The organism is Bacillus sp. LQ16 (assembly GCF_057784645.1).
On record NZ_CM173491.1, the window covers coordinates 2319332 to 2343597 of the forward strand.

Annotated in this window: 21 protein-coding genes, 2 pseudogenes, 1 riboswitch and 2 other annotated features; of the genes and pseudogenes, 17 read left to right on the plus strand and 6 right to left on the minus strand. The window is 33.6% G+C overall.

Going from position 1 to position 24266, the window contains the following annotated elements:
- Window positions 1-208 precede the first annotated feature (208 nt).
- Window positions 209-1576: an alanine/glycine:cation symporter family protein gene (locus tag AC3EMB_RS11670; protein WP_071730145.1), complete on the minus strand. Its 1368-nt coding sequence runs from the start codon at window positions 1574-1576 to the stop codon at window positions 209-211.
- 106 nt (window positions 1577-1682) lie between these two features.
- Window positions 1683-1803: riboswitch (glycine riboswitch) on the minus strand.
- A 208-nt stretch (window positions 1804-2011) separates the two neighbouring features.
- The gene (locus tag AC3EMB_RS11675; protein WP_071730147.1) at window positions 2012-2587 is read right to left on the minus strand and encodes a hypothetical protein; all 576 of its coding nucleotides are present in this window, start codon (window positions 2585-2587) and stop codon (window positions 2012-2014) included.
- 132 nt (window positions 2588-2719) lie between these two features.
- On the opposite strand from AC3EMB_RS11675, the gene AC3EMB_RS11680 reads away from it, so the two are divergent.
- The 12 genes and pseudogenes from AC3EMB_RS11680 to AC3EMB_RS11735 all read left to right on the plus strand — a co-directional run bounded on the left by AC3EMB_RS11680 (window position 2720) and on the right by AC3EMB_RS11735 (window position 16097).
- Entirely contained in the window at window positions 2720-3064 is a 345-nt protein-coding gene (locus AC3EMB_RS11680; RefSeq protein ID WP_488517698.1) for a hypothetical protein, read from the plus strand.
- Window positions 3065-3441: 377 nt separating this feature from the next.
- Complete coding sequence (locus AC3EMB_RS11685) at window positions 3442-4062, plus strand: YdbC family protein (RefSeq protein ID WP_197241497.1); 621 nt, start codon at window positions 3442-3444, stop codon at window positions 4060-4062.
- A gap of 186 nt (window positions 4063-4248) precedes the next feature.
- A complete protein-coding gene (gene rluF / locus AC3EMB_RS11690) occupies window positions 4249-4956 on the plus strand; it encodes a 23S rRNA pseudouridine(2604) synthase RluF (protein ID WP_001222162.1) in 708 nt (235 codons plus the stop codon).
- A 121-nt stretch (window positions 4957-5077) separates the two neighbouring features.
- Window positions 5078-5301 (plus strand) — a binding site (T-box leader).
- A gap of 36 nt (window positions 5302-5337) precedes the next feature.
- Window positions 5338-5559: a binding site (T-box leader), on the plus strand.
- Between the two features lie 44 nt (window positions 5560-5603).
- Window positions 5604-7526 (plus strand): threonine--tRNA ligase, encoded by a 1923-nt coding sequence (gene thrS / locus AC3EMB_RS11695; RefSeq protein ID WP_423098942.1) that lies wholly within the window; start codon window positions 5604-5606, stop codon window positions 7524-7526.
- Between the two features lie 249 nt (window positions 7527-7775).
- The gene (locus tag AC3EMB_RS11700; RefSeq protein WP_000106426.1) at window positions 7776-8543 is read left to right on the plus strand and encodes an ABC transporter ATP-binding protein; all 768 of its coding nucleotides are present in this window, start codon (window positions 7776-7778) and stop codon (window positions 8541-8543) included.
- A gap of 11 nt (window positions 8544-8554) precedes the next feature.
- Window positions 8555-10435, plus strand: coding sequence for an FtsX-like permease family protein (locus tag AC3EMB_RS11705; RefSeq protein ID WP_488517699.1), 1881 nt, complete (start codon window positions 8555-8557; stop codon window positions 10433-10435).
- 272 nt (window positions 10436-10707) lie between these two features.
- A complete protein-coding gene (locus tag AC3EMB_RS11710; protein ID WP_423098945.1) occupies window positions 10708-11739 on the plus strand; it encodes an alpha/beta fold hydrolase in 1032 nt (343 codons plus the stop codon).
- Between the two features lie 237 nt (window positions 11740-11976).
- Window positions 11977-12065, plus strand: a pseudogene (locus tag AC3EMB_RS11715) (MFS transporter); the annotation flags it as partial.
- 43 nt (window positions 12066-12108) lie between these two features.
- Window positions 12109-13464: an RNA-guided endonuclease TnpB family protein gene (locus AC3EMB_RS11720; protein WP_078400266.1), complete on the plus strand. Its 1356-nt coding sequence runs from the start codon at window positions 12109-12111 to the stop codon at window positions 13462-13464.
- A 282-nt stretch (window positions 13465-13746) separates the two neighbouring features.
- Window positions 13747-14170, plus strand: a pseudogene (locus tag AC3EMB_RS11725) (hypothetical protein); the annotation flags it as partial.
- 54 nt (window positions 14171-14224) lie between these two features.
- The gene (locus AC3EMB_RS11730) at window positions 14225-15091 is read left to right on the plus strand and encodes an ABC transporter permease subunit (RefSeq protein WP_141241069.1); all 867 of its coding nucleotides are present in this window, start codon (window positions 14225-14227) and stop codon (window positions 15089-15091) included.
- Between the two features lies 1 nt (window position 15092).
- Complete coding sequence (locus AC3EMB_RS11735) at window positions 15093-16097, plus strand: ABC transporter permease subunit (RefSeq protein WP_075717859.1); 1005 nt, start codon at window positions 15093-15095, stop codon at window positions 16095-16097.
- Between the two features lie 45 nt (window positions 16098-16142).
- On the opposite strand, the gene AC3EMB_RS11740 is transcribed toward AC3EMB_RS11735, so the two are convergent.
- Window positions 16143-17843 (minus strand): pyruvate oxidase, encoded by a 1701-nt coding sequence (locus AC3EMB_RS11740; protein ID WP_488517700.1) that lies wholly within the window; start codon window positions 17841-17843, stop codon window positions 16143-16145.
- 136 nt (window positions 17844-17979) lie between these two features.
- Window positions 17980-18717, minus strand: coding sequence for a ZIP family metal transporter (locus tag AC3EMB_RS11745; RefSeq protein WP_000440632.1), 738 nt, complete (start codon window positions 18715-18717; stop codon window positions 17980-17982).
- Window positions 18718-18872: 155 nt separating this feature from the next.
- On the opposite strand from AC3EMB_RS11745, the gene AC3EMB_RS11750 reads away from it, so the two are divergent.
- Window positions 18873-19739 (plus strand): MBL fold metallo-hydrolase, encoded by an 867-nt coding sequence (locus AC3EMB_RS11750; RefSeq protein WP_071730165.1) that lies wholly within the window; start codon window positions 18873-18875, stop codon window positions 19737-19739.
- A 164-nt stretch (window positions 19740-19903) separates the two neighbouring features.
- Here the strand turns inward: AC3EMB_RS11750 and AC3EMB_RS11755 are convergent, their stop codons facing one another.
- Together AC3EMB_RS11755 and AC3EMB_RS11760 are read right to left on the minus strand one after the other, a co-directional pair.
- Window positions 19904-20857 (minus strand): nucleoside hydrolase, encoded by a 954-nt coding sequence (locus tag AC3EMB_RS11755; RefSeq protein WP_141544927.1) that lies wholly within the window; start codon window positions 20855-20857, stop codon window positions 19904-19906.
- A gap of 21 nt (window positions 20858-20878) precedes the next feature.
- Entirely contained in the window at window positions 20879-21481 is a 603-nt protein-coding gene (locus AC3EMB_RS11760; protein ID WP_088022123.1) for a DUF2441 domain-containing protein, read from the minus strand.
- A 212-nt stretch (window positions 21482-21693) separates the two neighbouring features.
- Here AC3EMB_RS11760 and AC3EMB_RS11765 point away from each other — a divergent pair, with 212 nt between their 5' ends.
- The 4 genes from AC3EMB_RS11765 (at window position 21694) to AC3EMB_RS11780 (ending at window position 23977) form a co-directional block, all read left to right on the plus strand.
- Entirely contained in the window at window positions 21694-22179 is a 486-nt protein-coding gene (locus tag AC3EMB_RS11765) for a DUF2798 domain-containing protein (RefSeq protein ID WP_454484653.1), read from the plus strand.
- 170 nt (window positions 22180-22349) lie between these two features.
- Window positions 22350-22775, plus strand: a complete 426-nt coding sequence (locus AC3EMB_RS11770; protein WP_000676258.1) for a DMT family transporter — start codon at window positions 22350-22352, stop codon at window positions 22773-22775.
- Window positions 22776-22794: 19 nt separating this feature from the next.
- Entirely contained in the window at window positions 22795-23490 is a 696-nt protein-coding gene (locus AC3EMB_RS11775) for a Crp/Fnr family transcriptional regulator (RefSeq protein ID WP_488517701.1), read from the plus strand.
- Window positions 23491-23506: 16 nt separating this feature from the next.
- Window positions 23507-23977, plus strand: a complete 471-nt coding sequence (locus tag AC3EMB_RS11780; protein ID WP_061667012.1) for a DMT family transporter — start codon at window positions 23507-23509, stop codon at window positions 23975-23977.
- Window positions 23978-24266: the final 289 nt, after the last annotated feature.

Below are 24266 nucleotides of genomic sequence, written 5' to 3' on the forward strand. Positions count from 1 at the left end.
ATGAGTTTTTCAGCGACACTTTAATGTCGCATTCCTTTTCAACTATATAGTTAGACCATACGATTTATGACATTTATGTGAAAAACTTTTGGAGGAATAAAAAGGAGTAAACATTGATATAAATATATTTTTAATGATAGTAATTAAGTAAAAGAGGGGATGAAAAAAGGAATGCTCATCATGTATGAGTCATTCCTTTTTTCATAGATTAACTTGCCTGTTTTTTATTATTTTCTTTCAATTTCTCTGCTTGTAAAAAGCGATTCGTTTCAGCAACAACAATACTACTTAATCCAATTAGACCAATTAAGTTTGGAATGGCCATAAGTCCATTTGCAATATCAGCAAATGTCCATACGATTCCTAGCTTTAAATTAGCACCAATTGCAATCATGAAAATAAAGATTGCTTTATAATATTTAACAGCACTTTCTCCGAATAAATAAGCTACACATTTTTCTCCATAATACGACCAGCCTAAAATAGTAGAGTAGGCAAATAAAATAATTGCGATACCGAGAATCATACTACCAGCAGTACCAAATACAGATTGGAATGCAAGTGTTGTAGCTTCAACACCAGTTTTACCAGATTTCCAAGCACCTGTAGTAATTAATACTAGTCCTGTAATTGTACATACAATAAACGTATCTAGAAAAGTACCAGTCATTGAAACTAAAGCTTGCTTTGCAGGTGAATCAGTTTTTGCAGCCGCCGCCGCAATTGGTGCACTCCCTAAACCAGCTTCATTCGCAAATACACCACGCGCCATTCCGATTTGAATAGCTGATGCAACTGTTGCCCCAATAAAACCACCAGCAGCTGCTGTACCATTAAATGCACCAGAAAAAATAAGTGAAAATGCTTCAGGAATTTGGTCGTAGTGATAGAAAATAATTATAAGACCAGCAATTATATAAAAGAAAGCTTTAATAGGAACGACATATCCCGTCACTTTCCCGATTTTTTTTACACCGCCTAAAATAACAATTGCGATTAAAAATGCCATTAGTATACCAGTTAAAGCAGGAGGGAAAGAGAAATTAATTCGCATTGCCTCTGCAACTGAATTAGATTGCACCATATTACCAATACCGAAAGAAGCAGTTGTACCGAATATAGCGAATAATACTGCTAGCCATTTCTTACCCAAACCACGTTCTAAATAATACATTGGCCCACCTGAATATTCACCATTTTCATTACTAACACGGTATTTCACTGCAAGTATTGCTTCAGCATACTTTGTTGCCATACCGAACAATGCGGTAATCCACATCCAAAATATTGCACCAGGTCCACCTATAGTAACAGCTGTTGCAACACCGGCGATATTTCCCATACCAATCGTTGCGGCCATAGCTGTCATAAGTGCTTGGAAGTGACTAATATCTCCAGAAGAAGAGGTATCTTCTGATTTTTTAAACGCTAGTTTGTGAGCGTATAATAGTTTACTAAACTGTAAACCTTTTAAACGCACTGTGAGAATGACACCAGTTCCAACGAGTAGCAACAAAGTTGGTAATCCCCACACGTATTGATTTAGTTGTTCTAATACTTTACTTACTGTCTCCATCTTTATTCTCCTTTTTTAGAAAAAATAAAAACCACTTCAAGTAAATGAAATGGTCTCTGGAGAAACAAGGGATAGAAAAATAAACCGATACAATCGGCTTTTTCTTTCGCTTGTCTCTGTCCTTTTACCTGAGAGATTATCCGCTAAAGTAGCGGATTTGCTCCTTCGGTGCTCGTTTTCCTCCGCGCTCTATAAAAGCGAGAGGGAGTCTCTCCAGAGATTCGTCCCCATGCAGTTCTACTTGTAACCAAGACCTGAGAGTTTCAAAGTTGGTATAACAACTTTTTGCCCCGTCGGTAGATCAATAGACCTTCTCCTGAATGGTTCATCCGAATTATAAAATTTACAAACACATTGATTGTAAATCAATAAAAACATTATAGACATACAAATTGTGAATTGCAATCATTTTTTATTTTAAAATAGTAAATAGTTTTATTTTTTTGTAAGTCCTAATTTATCTTCAACTTCATTTAAAGTAGATAAAGCGATGACAATATGTTGATCCGCAAGTCCTAAAGCTTGTTTTGTTTTTTCAATAGTTTCATTGGTTGGAATAGAGTTATTTGTTCCGTCTATAATCAAATTTGCTGCATTTTTCATGAAATTTGATGCGGATTTAAACTGAGTTGTGAATTGAAGGAGTTGTTTTTGTATATCTATATCTGCTATGTTTTCTTCAATTTTAAGTGTGTCTATTTCGTTCATAATTGTTTCATACTGCTTGGAAACAGCATTCATTGTAACTAATAGTTTATTTCGATCTACTGAATCTCCATTCGTGTTAATCTCTTCCCAGGCAGGCAACCAATCTTTTTCGATGATGTCATTATAAGTAGTAGTCAATTCATTAATTTTAGGTTGTAATTTCGTTTTGAAAGTTTTTGTATCCGCTGTTTCTACAGGTGCTTTTTCGTTGTTATTTTTAACATTAGTAACGTAGAAAATTGTACCGAAAATGATGAAAATAGAAATAATAACTGTCCATTTAGTAAAAAATAATTTCTGCAATATGTAACGCCTCCAAAATTTAAAAACTTATAATTATAATATATAACAATAATGTTGTTTAGAGTAGAGAAAATAGGTTGGAAATGATTTAAATTATATCTTTTCTATACATAAATAATTAAAGTTAGTAAAATGATGAAAGTTATATGTGAGAAAAGAGGGTTTTTAGTGAAAATGAATAGAAGAAAACTAGTTTCAAATATTTCAATGGCTATGTTAATAGTTGGTGTAATTGTATTCATATTTATGAATAAAGAATCTAAAATTAAAGGTTTTCCAGTACCAATGTCAGCAATTCATATTAACGATGATAAGGAAGAGGACTATCAATATATAAGTGTAATGCCAATTACAAAGGCGAGTGGATGGGAGAACTTAGGGGAAAACGGGCATACTGTTAGTTTTAAAAAAGGGGAGCGGAAGGTAACTGTATTACATTATCCAGGAGAAATTATGTATTCTATATTTGAAAAATAATTGATGATAAAAAAGATAGGGAGTAGATGATATTGTAGGATTGTTTACTTCCTATCTTTTTTAGTTTTTAATTCTGAATTGTTTGAATTAAATTTATTATGCGTATAGAATAAAATAGTATTTCTTATGAAAATGAGTGGAAAGTTTACCAAGTATAAAAAATAGGATGTTTTATTGAATGATATAGATAATCAGTAAGGTATAATTATGTTATGTAAACTGAAAGTGGAATAAGAAAGCGAAGCAAGAAATTTGAATTTTTATATTCTAGATGTCTTTTTACAAGCTAAGTATTTCGGTAATCAACTTACAGCATTTACGGAGGGGCATCAAACTTCGAGTAAGTAAATGGATCGAATCATAAGGGGGAATTTAAAATGTTACTAAAAACAATCTACTGTAAGGTGGAAGAAGAGAAAAAAGAATTGTTTTCCAGTGCGCAAGAAAAATGGCGTGATATACAGCACCTAGATGGTTTTCATGGACAATTTGGTGGATGGAATGAAGATGAGGCATGTGTATTTACTTTATGGGAAGATAGAAGTGTATATCAATCATTTATGAATGGTGCTCACGATACAATTTATTTAAATAGTAATCAAGAGGATACGTTTCTTTCATGTGAAATTGAATTATTTCAAACGTTGTATGATATAACTGATATGCATTTGAAAGACGTTGTAATAGAGGGAGCATTCGTAAGAGTTGCTATATGTGATGTAAAGTTGGAAAAGGAAAAGCATTTTTTACATAAGCAAGAAACAATTTGGAATAAAGGAATGGAAAAAGCAAAAGGAATGCTAGGTGGAGTAGTTGGGAAGTCTTTGGAAAATGAAAATCGTTACATAGTGTTAACGTATTGGAAAGATGAAATAGCGCACCAACATTATGTGGAAGAGATTTTCCCAGATTTATATAAATTAGCTAATATTCATGAAGATATAGAAAAGATACAAGGAAAACAAGCTGTATGTAAGGAAGAATGGCTTGTATATTAAACGATGAAAAAGTGCATAAATGAATGTATAATAAAGATATTTTCTTATAAACAAGTAATTAATAGAAGACGTTATATACCCTTTCATGTTAATATATTTAAGTTATAATAGGAGGCTTACCCTTTTGTATTGTACGGTAGAAGCAGTGTGAGCTTGAAATTTTTTTTAGAAAAGGATGTGCCTAATTTGCGTATCAATAAATTTATTAGTGAAGCTGGAAAAGCGTCTCGACGTGGAGCGGATAAACTAATTAATGAGAGAAGAGTAATTATTAACGGTAAGGTTGCAAAAATTGGTGACCAAGTGAACCCAGGTGATGATGTACGAGTAAATGGAGAGCAGCTTCGAATTGCTCGAGATCACGTATATATCGCTTTAAATAAACCAGTAGGTATTACATGTACGAGTGAAAAAGCTGTAAAAGGTAATATTATCGATTTAGTGAACCATCCTTTACGAATTAGTCACATTGGACGTCTTGATAAAGACTCAGACGGTTTAATTTTATTAACGAATGATGGTGATATTGTTAATGAAATTTTACGTGCTGAAAACAAACATGAGAAAGAATATATCGTTTCAGTAGATAAGCCAATTACACCTGATTTCTTAGAGAAAATGGCAGCGGGTGTTAAAATTTTAGGAACAAAAACGCTTCCTTGTGAGGTTACACAGTTATCAAAATATGAGTTCCAAATTATTTTAACTCAGGGGCTAAATCGTCAAATTCGCCGTATGTGTGAAGCTTTAGGTTATCAAGTATACACGTTAAAACGTACGAGAATTATGAATATCGAATTGAATAATTTACCAGTTGGACAGTGGAGAGATTTAACGAAGAAAGAGAAAAGACGTCTATTTGCAGACTTAAATTACGAACCACAAGATTGGTAAAATTGTGAAGTGAAACCAAAAAAATTTGGTTTCACTTTTTTAATTAAATAAATAAATTTTTTAAACACTTGCAAAAATAAAATGAATAAGATATATTAAATAACAATAAATGGATGTTTTACAAAAAGCAAAGAAAAGGACACGAGTTATTTTACCCGGTTATACAGAGAAGGAAGGAAAGCTGAGAACTTCCTAACGCAGAAAAATAACTTACCACCTTAGAGCTGCCCTAGGGAAATTAAGTATCTAGTGCCGTGTATGCGACGTTATCGCAAAAGAAGCCATTATGTTTTTTGTGATGGGAATCTGGGTGGAACCACGGATATAAGCATATTCGTCCCTATATTTAGGGATGAATATGCTTTTTTGCATTCAATTTCATAATAAGCGAAGAAAAGGACACGAGTTATTTTACCCGGTTATACAGAGAAGGAAGGAAAGCTGAGAACTTCCTAACGCAGAAAAATAACTTACCACCTTAGAGCTGCCCTAGGGAAATTAAGTATCTAGTGCCGTATAAACGACGTTACCGTAAAAGAAGCCATTGCATTTTGTGATGGGAATCTGGGTGGAACCACGGGTATAAGCACGCTCGTCCCTATTTTAGGGATGAGTGTGCTTTTTATTATGAAATGGAGAGATGAAAAATGAAAGAACAAATGATTGAAATTAAATTTCCAGATGGTAGCGTGAAAGAATTTGGAAAAGGAATTACTTTAGAAGAAATTGCGGGATCTATTAGTAGTAGTTTGAAAAAGAAAGCAGTCGGGGGGAAAGTGAATGATGGATTATATGATTTACGCCGAAATATTGAAGAAAATGCGGAAGTAGAAATCATTACTATAGATTCAAATGAAGGTGTAGAAATTGCAAGACACTCTGCGGCACATATTTTAGCGCAAGCTGTAAAAAGAATGTATGGTGATATAAATCTTGGGGTAGGGCCTGTTATTGAAAATGGATTTTATTATGATATGGATCTTCCAAGTAGTGTAAACATAGAAGATTTACGAAAAATCGAAAAAGAAATGAAAAAGATTATAAATGAAAATATAAAGATAGAACGAGTTGAGGTTTCTCGAGAAGAAGCAGCAAAACTGTTTCAAGAAATGAACGATTGCTTGAAATTAGAACTTTTAGAAGCAATTCCTAGTGGGGAAAGTGTAACACTATATAAACAAGGTGAATTTGTAGATTTATGTAGAGGGCCACATTTACCATCAACAGGTTATTTGAAAGCATTTCAATTAACTCACGTTTCCGGTGCATATTGGCGAGGTGATAGTAATAACCAAGTGCTTCAGCGCATATATGGTGTTGCATACTCTTCTCAAAAAGAATTAGAAGAGTATTTACATTTCGTTGAAGAAGCAGCAAAAAGAAATCATCGTAAGTTAGGCAATGAGCTTGAGTTATTTATGTTTTCTGAAGAGGCTCCGGGAATGCCGTTTTATTTACCGAAAGGACAAATGATTCGTAACGAATTGGAAGCATTTTTAAGAGGAATTCAAAAAGAGTACAATTATCAAGAAGTACGCACTCCGTTCATGATGAACCAAGAAGTATGGGAGAAATCAGGGCACTGGGGACATTATAAAGATAATATGTATTTCTCTGAAGTAGATAATAAAAGTTTTGCATTAAAACCGATGAACTGTCCAGGGCACATGCTTATGTTTAAAAATAAATTGCATTCTTATCGTGAATTACCGATTCGTATGTGTGAATTTGGTCAAGTACATCGCCATGAGTTTAGTGGTGCGTTAAACGGATTATTAAGAGTACGTACTTTCTGCCAAGATGATGCACATTTATTTGTAACTCCAAAACAAATTGAAAATGAAATTAAATCAGTAATGGCGCAGATTGATTACGTATATAAAACTTTTGGATTCGAATATGAAGTAGAACTTTCTACTCGTCCAGAAGATTCAATGGGTGATGATAAATTATGGGAGCAAGCAGAAGCAGCATTAGAAAATGTATTACAATCGCTAAATTATAAATATAGACTAAATGAAGGTGACGGTGCATTTTACGGGCCGAAAATTGATTTTCATATTAAAGATGCTTTAAATAGAAGTCACCAGTGCGGAACAATCCAGCTTGATTTCCAAATGCCAGAGAAATTTGATTTAAATTATATAGATGAAAATAATGAAAAGAAAAGACCAGTTGTTATTCACAGGGCAGTTTTAGGGTCATTAGATCGCTTTTTAGCAATATTAATTGAGCACTTTGGAGGGGCGTTCCCGGCATGGGTGGCACCAGTTCAAGTGAAAGTAATTCCAGTTTCAAATGCAGTACATGAACAATATGCCAATGAGATTGCACTTAAATTAGCACAAGCTGGAGTTCGTGTTGAACAAGATGCACGAGATGAAAAATTAGGATATAAAATAAGAGAAGCACAAATACAAAAAGTACCGTATGTTCTTGTTATTGGGGATAAGGAAATGGAAAACGGAGCTGTAAATGTACGTAAATATGGAGAAGAGAAGTCAGAAGTTGTTGCGCTAGATTTATTTGTGGCAAGTATTGAAGAAGAAATAAAGAATAGAAAATATTGATTGTAAAGAAAACACACTATTAGAAATTAGTGTGTTTTCTTTTTTATCTTACAAAAATGTAAGGTAAATGTAAGCGAAATCGAGGGAACGAGTTGTAGAAAAATGAGAATATGAAGTAGGAAATAGGTTCATGTTAAGGGTGTAACTCTTATTGGGTGAATAATTAAAAAATTCTTAAGAATTTACATGACAAAATAATAAGAAATATGTGAGAAATTGATTTTATACAAAAGGGATGGAGTGAAAGAGATGTCAACAAATGTAGTTACTGTAGAAAGTGTAGAAAAAACGTATGGGAAAAGAAATGAGAATCAGTCAAAAGCATTAAGGGGTGTATCGTTAAGTATTAAAGAAGGAGAATTTGTCGGGATCATGGGACCTTCTGGTTCTGGAAAAACGACTTTACTTAATGTGATAAGTACACTTGACCAAGCGACAGGTGGTAGTGTGACGATAGCTGGTACAAATATTACTTCTATGAAGGGCAATGCGTTATCTGATTTTCGCTCTCAAAAATTAGGTTTTATCTTTCAAGATTTTAACTTACTAGAAAATTTATCAATTTATGAAAATATCGCTTTACCACTTTCTTTGCAAGGCGTACCATCAAGTGAGATTACTGGAAAGGTAAATGACGTTGCGAAGAAATTAGGCATCACTGAAATTTTAACAAAATATCCGACGGCTGTTTCTGGAGGACAAAAGCAAAGAACAGCGGCGGCAAGAGCTTTAGTACATAATCCAGCAATTGTATTAGCAGATGAACCGACAGGCGCGCTTGATAGTAAAAATGCAAAAAGTTTATTAGAAGCGATGCAAGATTTACATGAAAATCATAATGTAAGTATTTTAATGGTTACACACGATGCATTTAGTGCAAGTTATTGTGAGCGTATTTTATTTATTCAAGATGGTCTTCTTTATAAAGAATTAAATCGTCAAGGCACTCGAGAGAATTTCTATCAAGACATTTTAGGTGTGCTCGCTCATATGGGCTCAGCTGCTGAGTCTAAGTAGGGGGCGAAACTATGTTATTTAAATTATCACGTCATAGTATGAAAAAGATGTTAAAAGATTATATGGTTTTACTTATTGGCCTCGTTATTAGTATTAGTATTTTCTACATGTTCCAAACAATGGCGATGAATAGTGAATTTACGAAAGATAATAGCCTAATTAGTAGTATTAGACTCGTCTTTTGGGTAGGTGCAATACTATTATCTTTCATTACTGTATTTTATATTATATATGCCAACTCTTTCTTACTCACGTTAAGAAGAAAAGAACTCGGTATGTACATGATGCTTGGTGCAAAAAAGAAAAAAGTAGCACAGTTATTATTTATTGAAACATTCGGTATGGGTATTGTCAGTATTATTATCGGTATTTTAGTAGGGATGTTACTTGCAAGTGTAGCAGGAAACTTTTTAATGAATGGAATGGAAATTTCAGCAAAAGGTAGTTATGCATCTGTATACACACCAGCAATTTTAGTTACAGCTATTTTCTTTTTAATACTATTTTTCATTACTGGCTTAATGAACAGTGTCCGATTGTTACGTAAAACTGAACTAGAGTTAATTCGTGAAGATGAAACACTAGATGAAGTGAAGAAAAGTAAAACTCGTATTATTATAATGACAGTACTCGGTATATTGCTAGTAAGTACAGGATACTACTTTATGGTAAATATAAAAATGTTTGCTGAAGTCGGTTTTATAATAGCGACAATCGTTACAACACTTGGAACATATTTTATTTTTAGTTCATTGCTCCCATTTTTTGTGATGAAAATTAAAGGGAATAAAAAACGAAATGAAACAGGCTTAAATAGTTTTACATATGCACAGCTACGCTTTCGCGTAAATAGTTTATCAAGAGTATTAGGTACGGTAGCGATGTTAATTGCATTAGGCGCAGGTGCGATGACGGCAGGTATGGCGTTCCAAAAAAATGTAGGTATTATGACAGACTTTTCTCGTGTATATGATGTTGTAATTCATGATCCGAATGATCAAGACAAAGCTGCCTTAAAAGAAATGGAAATGGTTGAAGAAAGCAAGTACAAATATAAAGTAGATGGAGAAGCGGTTTATTATTTACGTAACGACTTAACTGCGAAACCACCACTTGTTTCAGACCATTTTGATACAAAAACGTTAAAAGAGCCTGTTCGTAAACGTGTGACTGAACCTTTAACTGAACCTGTATATTCAGCTTTAGAGGCTCCTGAATTAGCAAAATTCCCTCGTTTGCCAAAGGATTGGGAAGACGCAGTTGTAAGAGAGATACAAATTACGCATAATCAATTTAGCGGAAAACCAGTAAGAATTGCAGACGAAGAGCATTATAAAGGAATTCAAGGAACAGAACACACTGTAACATTAGCAAAAGTAGATGATATGAAAAAATATAAACCGTTATTGATCGAAATAGACAAGAGACAAAAAGCACAAATTGAAAAAGCAACAGGTGAAAAGGTAGACTTATTTACGAAAATGACAATTTATCAGTTTATGAACAGCTTTATGAGCGGAACAATGTTTATGGGATTTTTCCTCGGAATTGCCTTTTTAGCAATGATGGCAAGTTCCCTTATGTTCAAAATATTAACAGGTGCTTCTCGTGACGTACGACGTTATGAAATGTTACGAAAAATCGGCGTAAGACGTAGTATGTTAACGAAAAGTATATATAAAGAAATTTCATATTTATTTATCTTCCCAGCAATTATTGGAATTTCCCACGTTTTAGTTGGGCTTAACTTATTCAGCTTTATATTAGTTGACCCGTTTGTAAAAGTATGGGTGCCAATAGGAATTTTCTTAGTCATTTATTTCATTTATTACTGGATAACTGTTCAACTTTATAAAGGTATGGTAATGCCGAAAGAAGAGGTAGCTAAATAGTTTATGAAAAGAGTCCTTGTTTAGAAAACAAGGGCTTTTTTCTATATTTGTAATACATTGTGATCGAGTCTTTCTATGAATCGTGTATTGAAAATTAAGAAAATATTAAGAGTTTATATAGCGGAAAGTTAAGAAGTGTATGGGATATTAAGAATGTGCAAAAGATCAAGGTGAAATTGAAGAGTGTAATTGTTATTTATTCCTATTATTTTGAGGTAGTTGTGCAGAATTAAATTGATATTTTTATAAATTTAAAAGAAAGGAGACTACTTATGAAGAAGATAAAAAAATTAATAAAACTTATTGGTGCTACCATTACACTATTAGTAATCGTATCATTAGTATTTCCTACATGGACTGCGCAAATAAAGGGGAAAAACAGTATAAGTACATTAGAGCAAGTAGAGATCAATGGAAGTGGTCATGAAATTATGATACGTGGCAAAGATAAGAACAATCCGGTTATTATTTTTGTACATGGTGGACCAGGTACTTCAGAAATACCATATGCTCAAAAATACCAAAACTTATTGGAAGAGGAATTCACAGTTGTTAATTACGATCAAAGAGCGAGCGGGAAGTCGTATCATTTCTTTGAAGACTATTCGAATCTTACATCAGATCTTCTTGTAGAAGATTTATTAGCTATGACAGATTATGTTTCAAAACGTCTTGGTAAAGAAAAAGTAATATTGGTTGGTCATTCTTATGGTACATATATCGGAATGCAAGCTGCCAATAATGCTCCTGAAAAATATGAAGCATATGTTGGCATAGGGCAGATGAGTGATACAGTAGAAAGTGAAATGGATAGTTTAAACTATGTAATTGAACAGGCACAAAATGCTGGGAATACAGATGAGGTTTCCTATTTAAATGGGTTGACTGAAAAAATTAAAAATGGTGATACATATACTCCGAGAAATTATGTTGCGAAATATGGTGGAACATCAAGACTTATTGAAAATCCAGATGGTGATAATATCGGGATGTTACTTAGTAATGAATATAACTTGTTAGATGTAATTCGTTATAACGTTGGATTATCACATTCTCAAACTGTCTTATTAGAAAAGGATTTAAAGAATCCATTGCCTACTAAGGTGACTAAAATGAAATTACCGCTTTATTTTCTTATGGGGAAATATGACTATAACACTTCATATCATGCGGCAAAAACATATTTTGATACGATTGAAGCAGATCAAAAAGAATTTATTACTTTTGAGAAATCAGGTCATTATCCACAATTTGAAGAGAAAGAAAAATTTTATAAGTGGATGTGTGATACATTTTTAAAATAAATAAAGTGGATCCGAAATTTATAGAATTAAAAAAGTTAGCGAGACGTAAAAAAATCTTAGCTACATATCATTACGTAAAGCGAAGTTAAATAAAAAGACTCTTGTATAAATGACAAGAGTCTTTTTATAATGTTCTCTATGTAGAAGGAAAAGATTGGATAATAGTCGAAAAATATAATATAACTTCCGGGAAATGACTAGAATAATAAAATTTTGTCGAGAGAAAGGATATTAAGTATGAAAGAAATGCTACAGTTATTTCGCAACAAAGTGTACACACGTTTTTTCTAGCAAATATTTTAGAGCGACTCGGTTCTATGATTGCTGTCAGTCAATAGGCTGAACACTCTGAGAAAGGTGGTGAAAACAATGACTAGAAAGAAAGCAGTGAAAGTATTACGTAAACAAAAGAAAAGAGAAACCATGCAACGATTCACGCAGAAACAGAATATCGGACGAGCTTGCCTGACTGCAAAAGAATTCCGCTTACTGCAACGCATGTCACATAGTTCAAAAGCGTTGCGAAATGTTGGATTGTACACGATTAAACAAAGTTACTTGAATCATAACAAGATGGCTACTGTAAAAGAAGTGGACAATGCCATGCAAGCCGATATGAACTACTGGGGCATTCAATCAAACTCTGTCCAAGCGATTCGTAGAGCCTTATATGCAGACGTAAAAAGCTTTTTTAAAGCAATGGAACAGTGGAAGAAAAAACCTGAAACATTCACAGGTCGTCCTAAGTTTCCGAATTATTCTCGTTCAACGGACAAACGAATTATTGAAATCTATCAAGTTCCAAAAGTGGATGATAACGGGTATTGGATGATTCCGATGAATGTTGCATTCAGAAAAAAATTCGGTTCCATTAAAATATGTATGCCAAAAAACTTAAGACATAAAAAAATCTCCTACATTGAGATTGTACCGAAGCAAAAAGGTCGGTTCTTTGAGGTGCATTACACATATGAAATGTACGTTTCTCAAATGAAGAAACAACCCACGACTACGAGTAACGCTTTAAGTTGCGATTTAGGTGTAGATAGATTAGTAAGTTACGTGACAAATACAGGTGATGCTTTCTTAATTGATGGAAAAAAATTAAAATCCATAAACCAATACTTCAACAAAATGATACGTAATCTCCAGCAGAAAAATATTGAAAATGGACTTTCAAAACGCGTTGTAACGAACAAAATGGCTGCACTTTGGCATAAACGAGAAAGACAAATAAATGGTTACATTTCACAAACGGTAGGTCTGTTGTTCAAAAAAGTGAAAGCATTTGGCATAGATACGGTTGTCGTAGGGTATAACGCTGGTTGGAAACAAAAATCTGATATGGGAAAAAAGAATAATCAAACATTTGTTCAAATCCCATTGCATAAACTGCTTGCAGCAATTGAGAATAAATGTGTAAAAGAAGGCATCCGATTTTTAAAACAAGAAGAAAGCTATACTTCAAAAGCTAGTTTTCTTGATAAAGATCCGGTTCCAGTTTGGTCTAAGGATGATAGGATGCATTATCGCTTTAGTGGCAAACGAATCACTCGTGGTCTGTACCAAAGTAAAGCAGGAACATGTATCCATGCTGATATTAACGGTGCTCTGAATACATTGCAAAAATCAAAAGTTGTAGAATTGGATGACAATCTCAAAGTGAAAACGCCGATTCTATTAGAAGTGCAAAAACGTAAGGCTGTTGCTTCGCGCATAGCTTAGTGGGTGCGTCAACCATCCATGTGTACTCGACTTGTCGGGGCTTGTAGCACACGCCGGATTCATCTGAGTGGTGGCTTCTTCCACAAGGAGGAACTGCTCTTTTTCGAAAGGGTGGTGCAAGTGGGGAAACGATAGTTCGTTTCAAGTACCAACCAAAAACATACTTGGGGTGTTACCATAAGGTGGCATGAATGCTAGAGCGTCAACTGTCTAGCGATAGACGAAAAGACCTAGCGTTCTAACTCAAGCCTCCACTGAAACGTTTCAGTGGGGGTAGTTGACTACGGGATGATTATACTTATCTTTATATTATTATTTTGGGAAATGTATACAATTTTTCTCTCCATCAGAACAGTCGATGATACAGGGAGTAGTTGAATCCGACCAATACGGTGCAGCAGCGGGCATGAATCAAATGGTAAATAGTTTATATGCTTTGTTTGGTGTAGGAATTGCAACAATGGGTTGGATGTATGAAATTGTAGAAGAGTCATTCATGGGGCGCGTTCAAAGTTTACTTAGTCCATTAACGACAGGGTTTCAGCTATTATCTCTCGGTGCGATAGCGATGTTGTTCCCGAAATGGATTAGTGCAGATACGTTATATATTATTTTATTTGGTTTATTATTTTTCGTTACGTGTTTATATCAAGCTGTTTTACCTAGTGGAAAGAAGCAGGTGCAAGGTTTAGCTGAAGAGATGTAATATATCTGTCTTTTTGTTTCTGAATATTCTATTGGATTGTAAGGGGAAATCGTTATGTTGATGCGAATTGCTAAATGGTGTGGGATTACTTGTTTACAATTATTAGCTGCAATTCTATGTATAATCTGTTTAGGTGCGCTCCCTCGATTATTTAAGGGATTGCAAATTGATTTAATCGGTTTTTGGAACACGATTGTGTTTATTGGAGGAAAGTTACTCCGACCATGGGAAATTACATTTGGATTTCGAGACTCAAGGAAATTATTTCCACAAATATGGATTCATTATAGTGAAACTATGATTGTATTTCTATCAGCTTTTTTACTATCTTTGCTTATAGCGTATGTACTTGTTGTTTGGGTATTGCAGCGTTCTCATATGAAGCAAAAAATGTGGAATGGAGTTTTTCTTACGCTAGAGAGTATACCGGATATATTACTTATTTTATTATCACAACTTCTTGTCGTAATTGTTTTTCAAAAAACAGGTTTTATGCCAATAAAACTTGCTGGATTAGGAGAAGAGAGAGTACGATTGTTACCGATTATATGTCTTACAATACCAACAACGTTATTATTTATTAAACTATTGTTATTACGTTTTAAAGAAGAAATGGAGAAAGATTATAGTATATTTGCGAAGAGTAAAGGACTAAGTTTGCAGCATATTTTAACACATCATGTTTCAAGGAATGTTTTATTGACGACAATTTACTATGCGAAAACAAATATTTTATTTATGCTATCCAATTTATATATTATCGAATGGATTTTTAATACATATGGAATGTTTGTATTTGTAAAAGAAAATTCTAAATTAGAAATATTTACAGTGAGTCTAGTTATATTATACGTTCCGCTTTTTATACTATTTCGTATATTACATACGCTTTTACAAAATGTTATAAGGGAGCGTGTGTAACATGTGGCAAGTTGTAAAAAGAGATGTGAGATTTTGGATAGGTGTTACTTTTCTGAGTGTACTAATGATTATTAGTATTGGATATACGTTATTTTTCGATGGGAATATTCGTGAACTTACGATGATGTATAACGAAAAAGGAGAACTAGAGGCTGCTCCATTTTCGCCATCAAGTAAATTTTGGTTCGGAAGTGATACGAAAGGCCGTGACCTTGTCCAATTAATAATAGAAGGCGCGAAATGGACAGTTGGAGCGAGTATAATTATAGCAACTTTACGAGTTATAGTTGGAGGAGGGATTGGTTTACTTCTTGGTATGTATGGTAAGCGATCTTTTCCGGTTATCTCATCCTTTTTTGATCCTTTTAGTATTGTACCAATGGTTATGATTTCTTATTTTATGTTAAATGAAGTTTTAACGTTTGATAGTGGAGCGGAAGTTGTGCCGTTGTATTTGCGGGTGACATTTCAAATTATAGTTCTTACATGTCTTGCTGTACCAACAGTTATGTTGTATGTAGCGCAAGAAGTTAAACGTATTAAGAAAGAAGAATTTATGTTGGCAGCCACTGTGCTTGGCGGGAGTAAATGGCAGAGGTTGAAGCGCCATATATGGCCTCATATGTTACCATCATTTCTTTTATTAGTAGCACAACAATTTGTGAGTACTTTATTACTTCTTTTACACCTTGGTTTGTTGCAATTATTTTTTGGTGGAACAATAACCTTCAGTGGAATGGATCCAGATAGTGTAACAAAAGAATGGACAGGATTAATTGGTCAAAACTTCCGGCACTTAACTACTCATACATGGATTGTACTTATACCGATTGCTTTTTATAGTATGACAATCTTAGCTGGAAACCTTATTAGTAATAGCATGCAAGATGCGATTAAGCTAGGAAATGTGAGAAGGTCAAAGCGGGAAGGGAGAGAAGTGCAAGTAGAGAAACAAGTACAACCAACTATGAATGACTTTTCTTTTTATAGGGAGATACAAAAGTAAAGAAAGATAGCTGAAGACAAATCGTTTTCAGCTATCTTTTTTCGCTTAAAGTGGAGGTAAATCAATCTTACCTTCTTCAAATAATTCTTTTATCATATGCTTCGTATAACCAGCGGCTTGACCAAATGTGATTTTTGCTGGCATTGGTGCTTCGTTAGCATCTACAACTACATCAATAATACACGGTTTATTTTGTTTTACTGCATTTTCGAAAGCGGGAAGGAGTTCATCTAAATTCTCAACACGGTATCCAATACCTCCACACGCCTCTGCATATTTTGCAAAATCAGGGTTCGTTAAATCTGTTTCGAATTCGATGTTACCCATAACTTCTTGCTCGAATTTAATCATCGCAATTTTATTATTGTTTAATACGACGACAACGATTGGTAATTTATATTTTACAGCTGTTACGAAGTCATTCATCGTCATTCCAAATCCGGCATCACCACAAACTGCAAATACTTGTTTATCCGGGAATGCAATTTTTCCAGCAAGAGCACCAGGTAAACCGCAACCAAGTGTTGCGAGCCAGCTAGAAATAACAAATTGCTGGTTCGTCATACGGAAGTGCCTTGCGGTCCATACTGTTACATTTCCGACATCGACTGATAGAATTGCGTCATCATGTGCTACTTGCTGCAGAGCATGCATAACGCGTTGTGGTTTAATTGGAATAGAAGAGTCTTCTTCTTGATCGTGTAATTTTTCTTCCCACTTTTTCATCATTTCTTGATGATGTTCTAAGAAAGAATGGTCTGTGTGTTTTTCAACATTTTCAATTAACCATCGTAATGTTTTATCAGCATCACCAGCTAAACCAATATCTGTCGCATAACGTTTTCCGATTTGGGCAGGATCTGTATCGATATGAATTGTTTTTGCTTTTTCAGGTAAGAAACCAGTGAACGGATAAGAAGTACCAACCATAATTAAAGTATCTGCATGTTTCATTGCTTCATAAGAAGGTTTCGTTCCGATTAATCCTAATCCACCGATACAAAGAGGATGCTCATCAGGAATAATTCCTTTAGCAGGTAATGTAAGTACGATTGGAGCACCAATATGTTCTGCCAATGCAAGTAAAGATTCTCTCGCATGTTTTGTTCCTTTTCCAGCTAAAATCACAGGCTTTTTCGCTTCATTTATTGCGAGTTTCGCTCCATCTAAATCTTCTTTTTGTGGAAACAACTCAGGTAAAGTAAAAGAAGTATTTGTAATACGAGCACCATTTTTCACTTCGAATTTCGGGACATCATCTGGAATTGTAAGAACGGATACACCTTTTTTCGTATAAGCCATTCGAATTGCTTGATTCACTACGGCAGGTAGTTGCTCTGCTGACATAATACGCTGGTTATAAACCGCAACATCATCAAACATTCTTTCTAAATTTACTTCTTGGAAAAAGTCCGTTCCAAGTAAATCGGTTTCTACTTGACCTGAAATTGCTAGAACAGGGGCTTTATCGAGTTTCGCATCATATAAACCATTTAATAAATGAATAGCACCAGGTCCTGCAATTGCCATACAAACGCCAAGTTTTCCTGTTAATTTTGCATAGGCAGCCGCTGCTAATGCACCAGCTTCTTCATGGCGAACTTGAATGAATTTAATTTTATCTTGTTTTTTTCTTAAAGCTTCAATGATAGAATTGATGGAATCTCCAGGCATACCGTATATGTGTTCTACTCCCCATTCAATTAATAAATCAACTAATGCTTCACCGGCTGTTTTCCCAAACATAATTGTTCCTCCTTATAATAGGTAGATAACATTATGTTTTGGATAAAAAGGAAAAATATACAAATAAGAAAATTTATCTGGTTATTTGTAATCTAAGAATCAGTGTGGGAGGAACAAAAGTTTCACTTTAGCAACTTTAATGATGACCAGCGAATAAAGTGAACACTGTTATTAGTAAAAAACCACTAGTTGCCCACATTAGAAATGTAAGGAAAGAGAGCTGTTTCTTAGCTTTCCAAAGCATTTCATGAATTGTGACATATCCAAGTGAACCAATAGCACTTCCCATAATGAGTCCTTGCAGGTGAAGAGCTTTTCCTTCCATCAAAATGCCAAAAACTGTGCCAGTACCGAGAATAAGAGAAAGTAATAAAGTCGTTAATAAAAAGGAAATATATTTATGTTTTGTAAAAAGAAATGGAATAATTAAAGCTAATCCTTCTGGAATATGGTGAACGACAATTGCTATTAAAAAGGGAATGGCAGAGTCATTATGATTTATAAAAGCTGTACCTAACGCAAATCCACTCGGTATATTATGAATAAATATAGCGAAAGAGAGAAAAAGGAAGGTTTGCCATGCTTGTTGATCTTTTTTATGTATCATTGGATGGTGACAATAGTTATCTAATAAGCTCATAACTAAAATACCGATAGCTATACCAAGTATAGGCCCAACCATTTCGTAGCTTGAAAATGTTTCAGGAATAATTTCAAGGGATAAAAGCCCAAGTAAAATACCACCACATAATGCGTATAAACGATGCATCTTTTCTTCAATAAGTTGGCGTGTTGCTACTCCAACAGCACCTCCTAAAAGTAATCCACCGAACGAAAAAAATGTTACAATCATTGGAATCCATAAACGTTCCATAGTATCACACTCCGATTCTATTCCCTTATTTTTAGCTTACGAAAAGGAAAGTTAGATTAGTCCAAGTAATTGTGTTTGATTATAGAGAAAAAAGTAGTGATTCGTTATAATTTATATATTAAATTTAAGTGAGAAAATGAAAAGGGGAATTGGTTATGCAACAAATTAAAAAAATAGGAAACTCATTTTGGTATATGACACCTGTTTCTGAAACAGATAGACCTATATTAGGAATGGTTGTTGGACAAGAAAAAACTTTAATGATCGATGCAGGGAATTCAGAGGAGCATGCACAATTATTTTTAGAAATGTTAAAAGAACAAAATGTATCGAATCCAGATTTCGTAGCACTAACCCATTGGCATTGGGATCATATTTTTGGATTGCCTGTACTACAAGATGCATTGTCAATTGCACATTCTGAAACGAAAAAAGAGATGCGTACACTTGTTTCTTATGAATGGACAGATGAAGCTTTGGACGCACGCGTAAAAGAGGGTACTGAAATTGCATTTTGTGCGGATTGCATAAAAAAAGAGTTTGAAGAAAAAGCGAGAAATATTAACATTATTCCTCCGACCTTAACGTTCCAGAATCAAATTGAATTAGATCTTGGTGAAGTGACATGCGTGTTAAAACATGTGGGCGGAGATCATGCACATGATTCAGTTGTTATTTACGTGAAAGAAGAAAAGATATTATTTTTAGGAGACTGTATATATGCAGATATTTTTTCTTCGAAGTGGAACTATACGACGAAAAGAACGTTTAAATTGATAGATGAATTAGAGAAATTTGATGCTGAGACATATATTCTCTCTCATGGTGAAGCGATAAATCGAGAGGAGTTTTTACAAGAGATTCGTATGTTAAAAACAGTAGGAACTTATACAGAAGCTCATATAGGTGATGAAGAGAAGATAAAGGCAGCGTATAAACAAGAACTAGATAGAGAATTAAATGAAGATGAGTTAGAAACAATAACTTATTTTGTCAATGGTTATGAAATGAATAATCAATAAGACACTACATTAATCCAATATAATTAAATTGCACAAAAAGAGTATTGAAATTTAATTCAATACTCTTTTCAATAGTTAAATATGTAGTTTCAACTAAATTCTAAATATAGGGGTTCATCGTCTGAAGTGATTTTATTCTATTTATTTTTCGTATAGATAGTGGTTCAAGTAGAAGCTTTCTTTGCTAATTCAGTAATATATTCAAAGAATACATCACGTTTTACATCATAAACGACATTTACAGGTCGTCCATCAGCAGTTTCCTCTGTACGCCCCTGGCTAGGTCCATATGTATGAACGATACTATTAATCGTTTCAGTTTTTGCAAGGCTAGTGTTTCCGACAAGCGCGGTAGTTAGTACATCCCATAAATAATAAGTAGAGTTCGTTGAGAAGTGAACGAGAGGGGGGACCATTGCATAGCATTGACCAAGGAAATCCATACCAATATACTTTCGTTCTTTTGCCCATTGTTCACGTATGTTTATAGTTAACGGAACTTGGTTTGTACTTTCTAGTGTCACTAAGTCGATTTTAATTTTTGCATCCCATACACGAGCCACTGCTTCAGGGTCCCAAAACGAATTCCACTCAGCTGTTCCATCATGCTCTGGTTCATGTACATTGCCTGCTGTAAGAAATGTACCACCCATCCAAACGAGACATTCAATTTTATCTTCAATTATGGGAGCTTCATATAACGCACGAGCAAGGTCAGTTAGGGGCCCGGTAAATAATAAAGTTGTTTTTCCTTCCGTTTGTAGAAGTGTTTCTATTAAATGGTGATGTGCAGGCTTTGCTGCCATGGGTGCTACAACTTTTCCAGACTCATTTAAAATTGGTAAAGCATCTACATAAAATGCATGCATCCGCCAGTCTTTCGGAAACGGGTTTTGCCCGCGAGAGTTTGAAGCGGCTACTGCAATATTATCTTTGCTGAAGCGATCAATAATTTTACGACTTGCAGACATTGCAGGTTCTAAATAGCAGTCTGCTGGGATAACAGATACACCGGTAAGTTCAACGTTTTCCATTTGAAGTAATAAAAATAATGAAATTAAATCATCTACGCCGCCATCATGATTGAAGTATACTTTTTTTTTCATTGTAATCTCCATCCTATATGATTTAGTTAGAAATTAAATATGAATTGAGGAAAAGTCATCAATAATTTCCACCACTTCAATTTCTCCATTAATCAGTAGCTCAGGAAGCTCATTTCTAATATTTCCTTTCCAATACTTTCTAGCTTGTTCGATTTTTTGAGAAAAAGGAATACCATCTTCTTTCGGTAAAAGATTCCCGTCACCTTCAAAAGAACTTCCGATTACTCGTAGTTTAACAATCTGTAAAACTTCTCGATTGTAAGAATCAAATAGCGCTTTCCATTTCAAAGCATCCTCATAGCTTTTAGCAGCATATAAACAAGATAACCTGGAAGGGTATTCAGGGAATTCTTGTAGTCTAACCATTTCTACAATTGTTTCTCTAACTGCTCTAATTGTTTGATTCATATAATTCATAACTACTTTAGCATTTTCATTATTTATATGTAATTCGTCATTTTTATAGTGATTATTTAAAATTTGTATGCCATCTTCACCACTAACATTTAATTGTTCTCTTTCAAAAAAGAAGTTATATAGAGTATTGTGTTGATTTTTTTTAAAAGGAATCATTTGTCCGATATGCATTCTTTTCCTTGTTACGATGTGATATGCGTAAAATTCTGTTTCATTCATGGTTATCCTCCTAGTAATAATGTAATGCAATGTTAAATTTAGTAATTCAACATTGAAATATATAAAACCTTTATAAGTAAAAGTGAGAATTTGAGTTGAAAGTAAAGAAAATACATGAAAACGTTTTAAATTTGTTCACAAAATGTTCACTTACGAAGGGGGTTCCAATGTCGATATAATGACAAAGACTCAAAGAGAGAGGATGATGAAATTTGCCAACAACAAGAAAAGAAAACCTCCAATTTGGCATGATGATGTGCCTTGGAATGGTTATCGTAATGACGTTTTACAATTTACTAATAAATGAAACAGGAGGACCAATTTATATTAAAGAGATTGCATTAGAACTATTAATTGGCTTTATTATTGCGCTATTAATTGAAATAAGTATAGTTGGACCTTGTGCGAAAAAAATTGTATTCATGTTGCCATTTGATAAATCTAAGAAAATAAATATTATCGTTGCAATGGCGACAACTATGGTAATCGGAATGGTGTTCTTTATGTCATTTTTCGGTATGGCTATGATGCATTTACATGGTGGACTACAAGGAGATTCATTTGTTTCAATTTATTTTTCGATTTTTATTAAAAATTTCATAATGGCATATCCATTACAATTAATTATTATGGGACCGCTTGTACGTTTCTTATTTGCAAAGTTTGTTATGAAAAAGAAATCTTTTAATGTAGCGTAATTTTTATTTATAAAACATTATATATAAATATTGAAAAACATATCTCGCATTTTTGAGGTGTGTTTTTTTCATTCCAAGTTATTTTCATAGTGATGTGACATTTGTCCTTTTGCCATTATAGGATGATGGTTTTTAATTAAGTCAGAAATAAAGGATGAGGAGATGATTTTTTGAAAGGTATTCTATTTGCTGTTTTTGCGGGGATATTTATAACACTTCAAGGAACCTTTAATGCGAAACTTAGTTCACATATCGGTATATGGTCGACGAGTATTATAACCCATTTAATTGGATTCATTATTGCAACAACTGTATTTTTGTTAAAGAAAGAAGAGAAAGTAACGGATTTAAAGAGTGTAAAAAAAATATATTTAGTAGCGGGTGCATTTGGTGGATTCATTATTTGTGCAGAAACTATGGCGATATATTCACTAGGAGTTACATTGACAGCTGGCACACTAATGGTTGCTCAATTGTTAACGGCAACAGTTATTGAAATGAAAGGACTGTTTCATATAAAAAAGATACAGATGGAGAGATATCATATTGTGGGAACAATAGTAATGATTATAGGTATTGTTGTATTTAATATGTAAATGAAAGGAGGAAATGAATATGGAGAATAGATCAAGTTTAATTACGCATTATTTGAAAATCAATAAAACGCTCGAGGTTTTTTCAGAAATAGATACAGCATATTTTCAATTAAATCATTTTGAAAAAGGCGAGCTTATTTGCAATATAGATGACGAAATGAATCGTTTATATTTTGTTGTTAAAGGTAAAGTAAAAGTTTATACGATTACACCTGAAGGGAAGAAACTAATCCTTCGCTTTATCAATCCACTCGCAATTGTTGGTGATATTGAATTAATTCAAAATAGCAAAGCACATAATGTCGTTGAATCTTGTTCAGATGTTGTAGCGATTTCCATTTCTAATAAGGTTATTAGAAACAAGTTATTACATGATCCTATATTTATGAAATTCTTACTTGAAAACATTGCGAACACGTTAAAAATATCGACTCGTTTTACTGCTCTTAATTTACTTTATCCTGTAGAAGTACGTGTAGCTAGTTATTTACTTTCAATTTCAACAGATAGTAACGGAAATATGTACAAAGGGGATTTGGATACGACTTCGGTAACGAGTATTGCAGACTTTATAGGGGTAAGTTATAGGCACGTAATTCGGGTATTACAAAGATTTTATAATGAAAAATTAATTGAAAAAAGTAATGGAGTTATTGTCATTAAAGATTTTTCTAGAATGAAGGAAGTCGCTAAAGATAATATATATGAGCAATGAAAGGGAGAGGAAGATTTTGATTGGATTTAGTTTAGCTATATTAGCAGGAATATTAATTAGCTTACAATCTGTTTTTAATGCAAAAGTAAATGAAAATGTAGGACAGTGGTTAACGACTACATGTGTCCTTGGAATAGGTCTCATTAGTTCTATTCTATTTTATATCATTACAGAAAACAGTATTAGCATTAAAGTGTATACTGCAAATTATTTGTTTTATGTAAGTGGACTGTTTGGCATCGGGTTAATTATTTGTATAATGGGTGCAATAAAGAGTTTAGGTCCAGCATATACGGTGCTAATTAGTCTTATTACTCAATTGGTCGTTGCGTTATGTATTGATACATTTGGATTATTTGGAATGGAGAGCATTCCATTACAAATAAATAAATTAGTTGGTATAGGTTTATTAATTGTGGGAGTAGGAATTTTTAAAAATATCTTTTCAAACAAGAGAGCTATTCGAATAACCGAGGATGAGATTTAAAGGTTATAAGGATGTTGATAATCAGATTATAGATGTTTATGTAGTGGGAATACATTTCATATATGTCTCTGTTAGTGAAGGGTCTATATATATTCGAAAAAAAACGTGAATTAGCTATTAGTGTAGTTGAAAAGAAGACGTCAATAAGTTGAGGTCTTCTTTATGTATTGTTCTGAAGTTATCAGAACTTAAGTATAAGGGAATGGGAAGTGGTTTAAGTTAAGCAGAATATACCCGAAAATAAAATATTACTTAACATATATAACTAATGAATACAATGTCTTTTTCA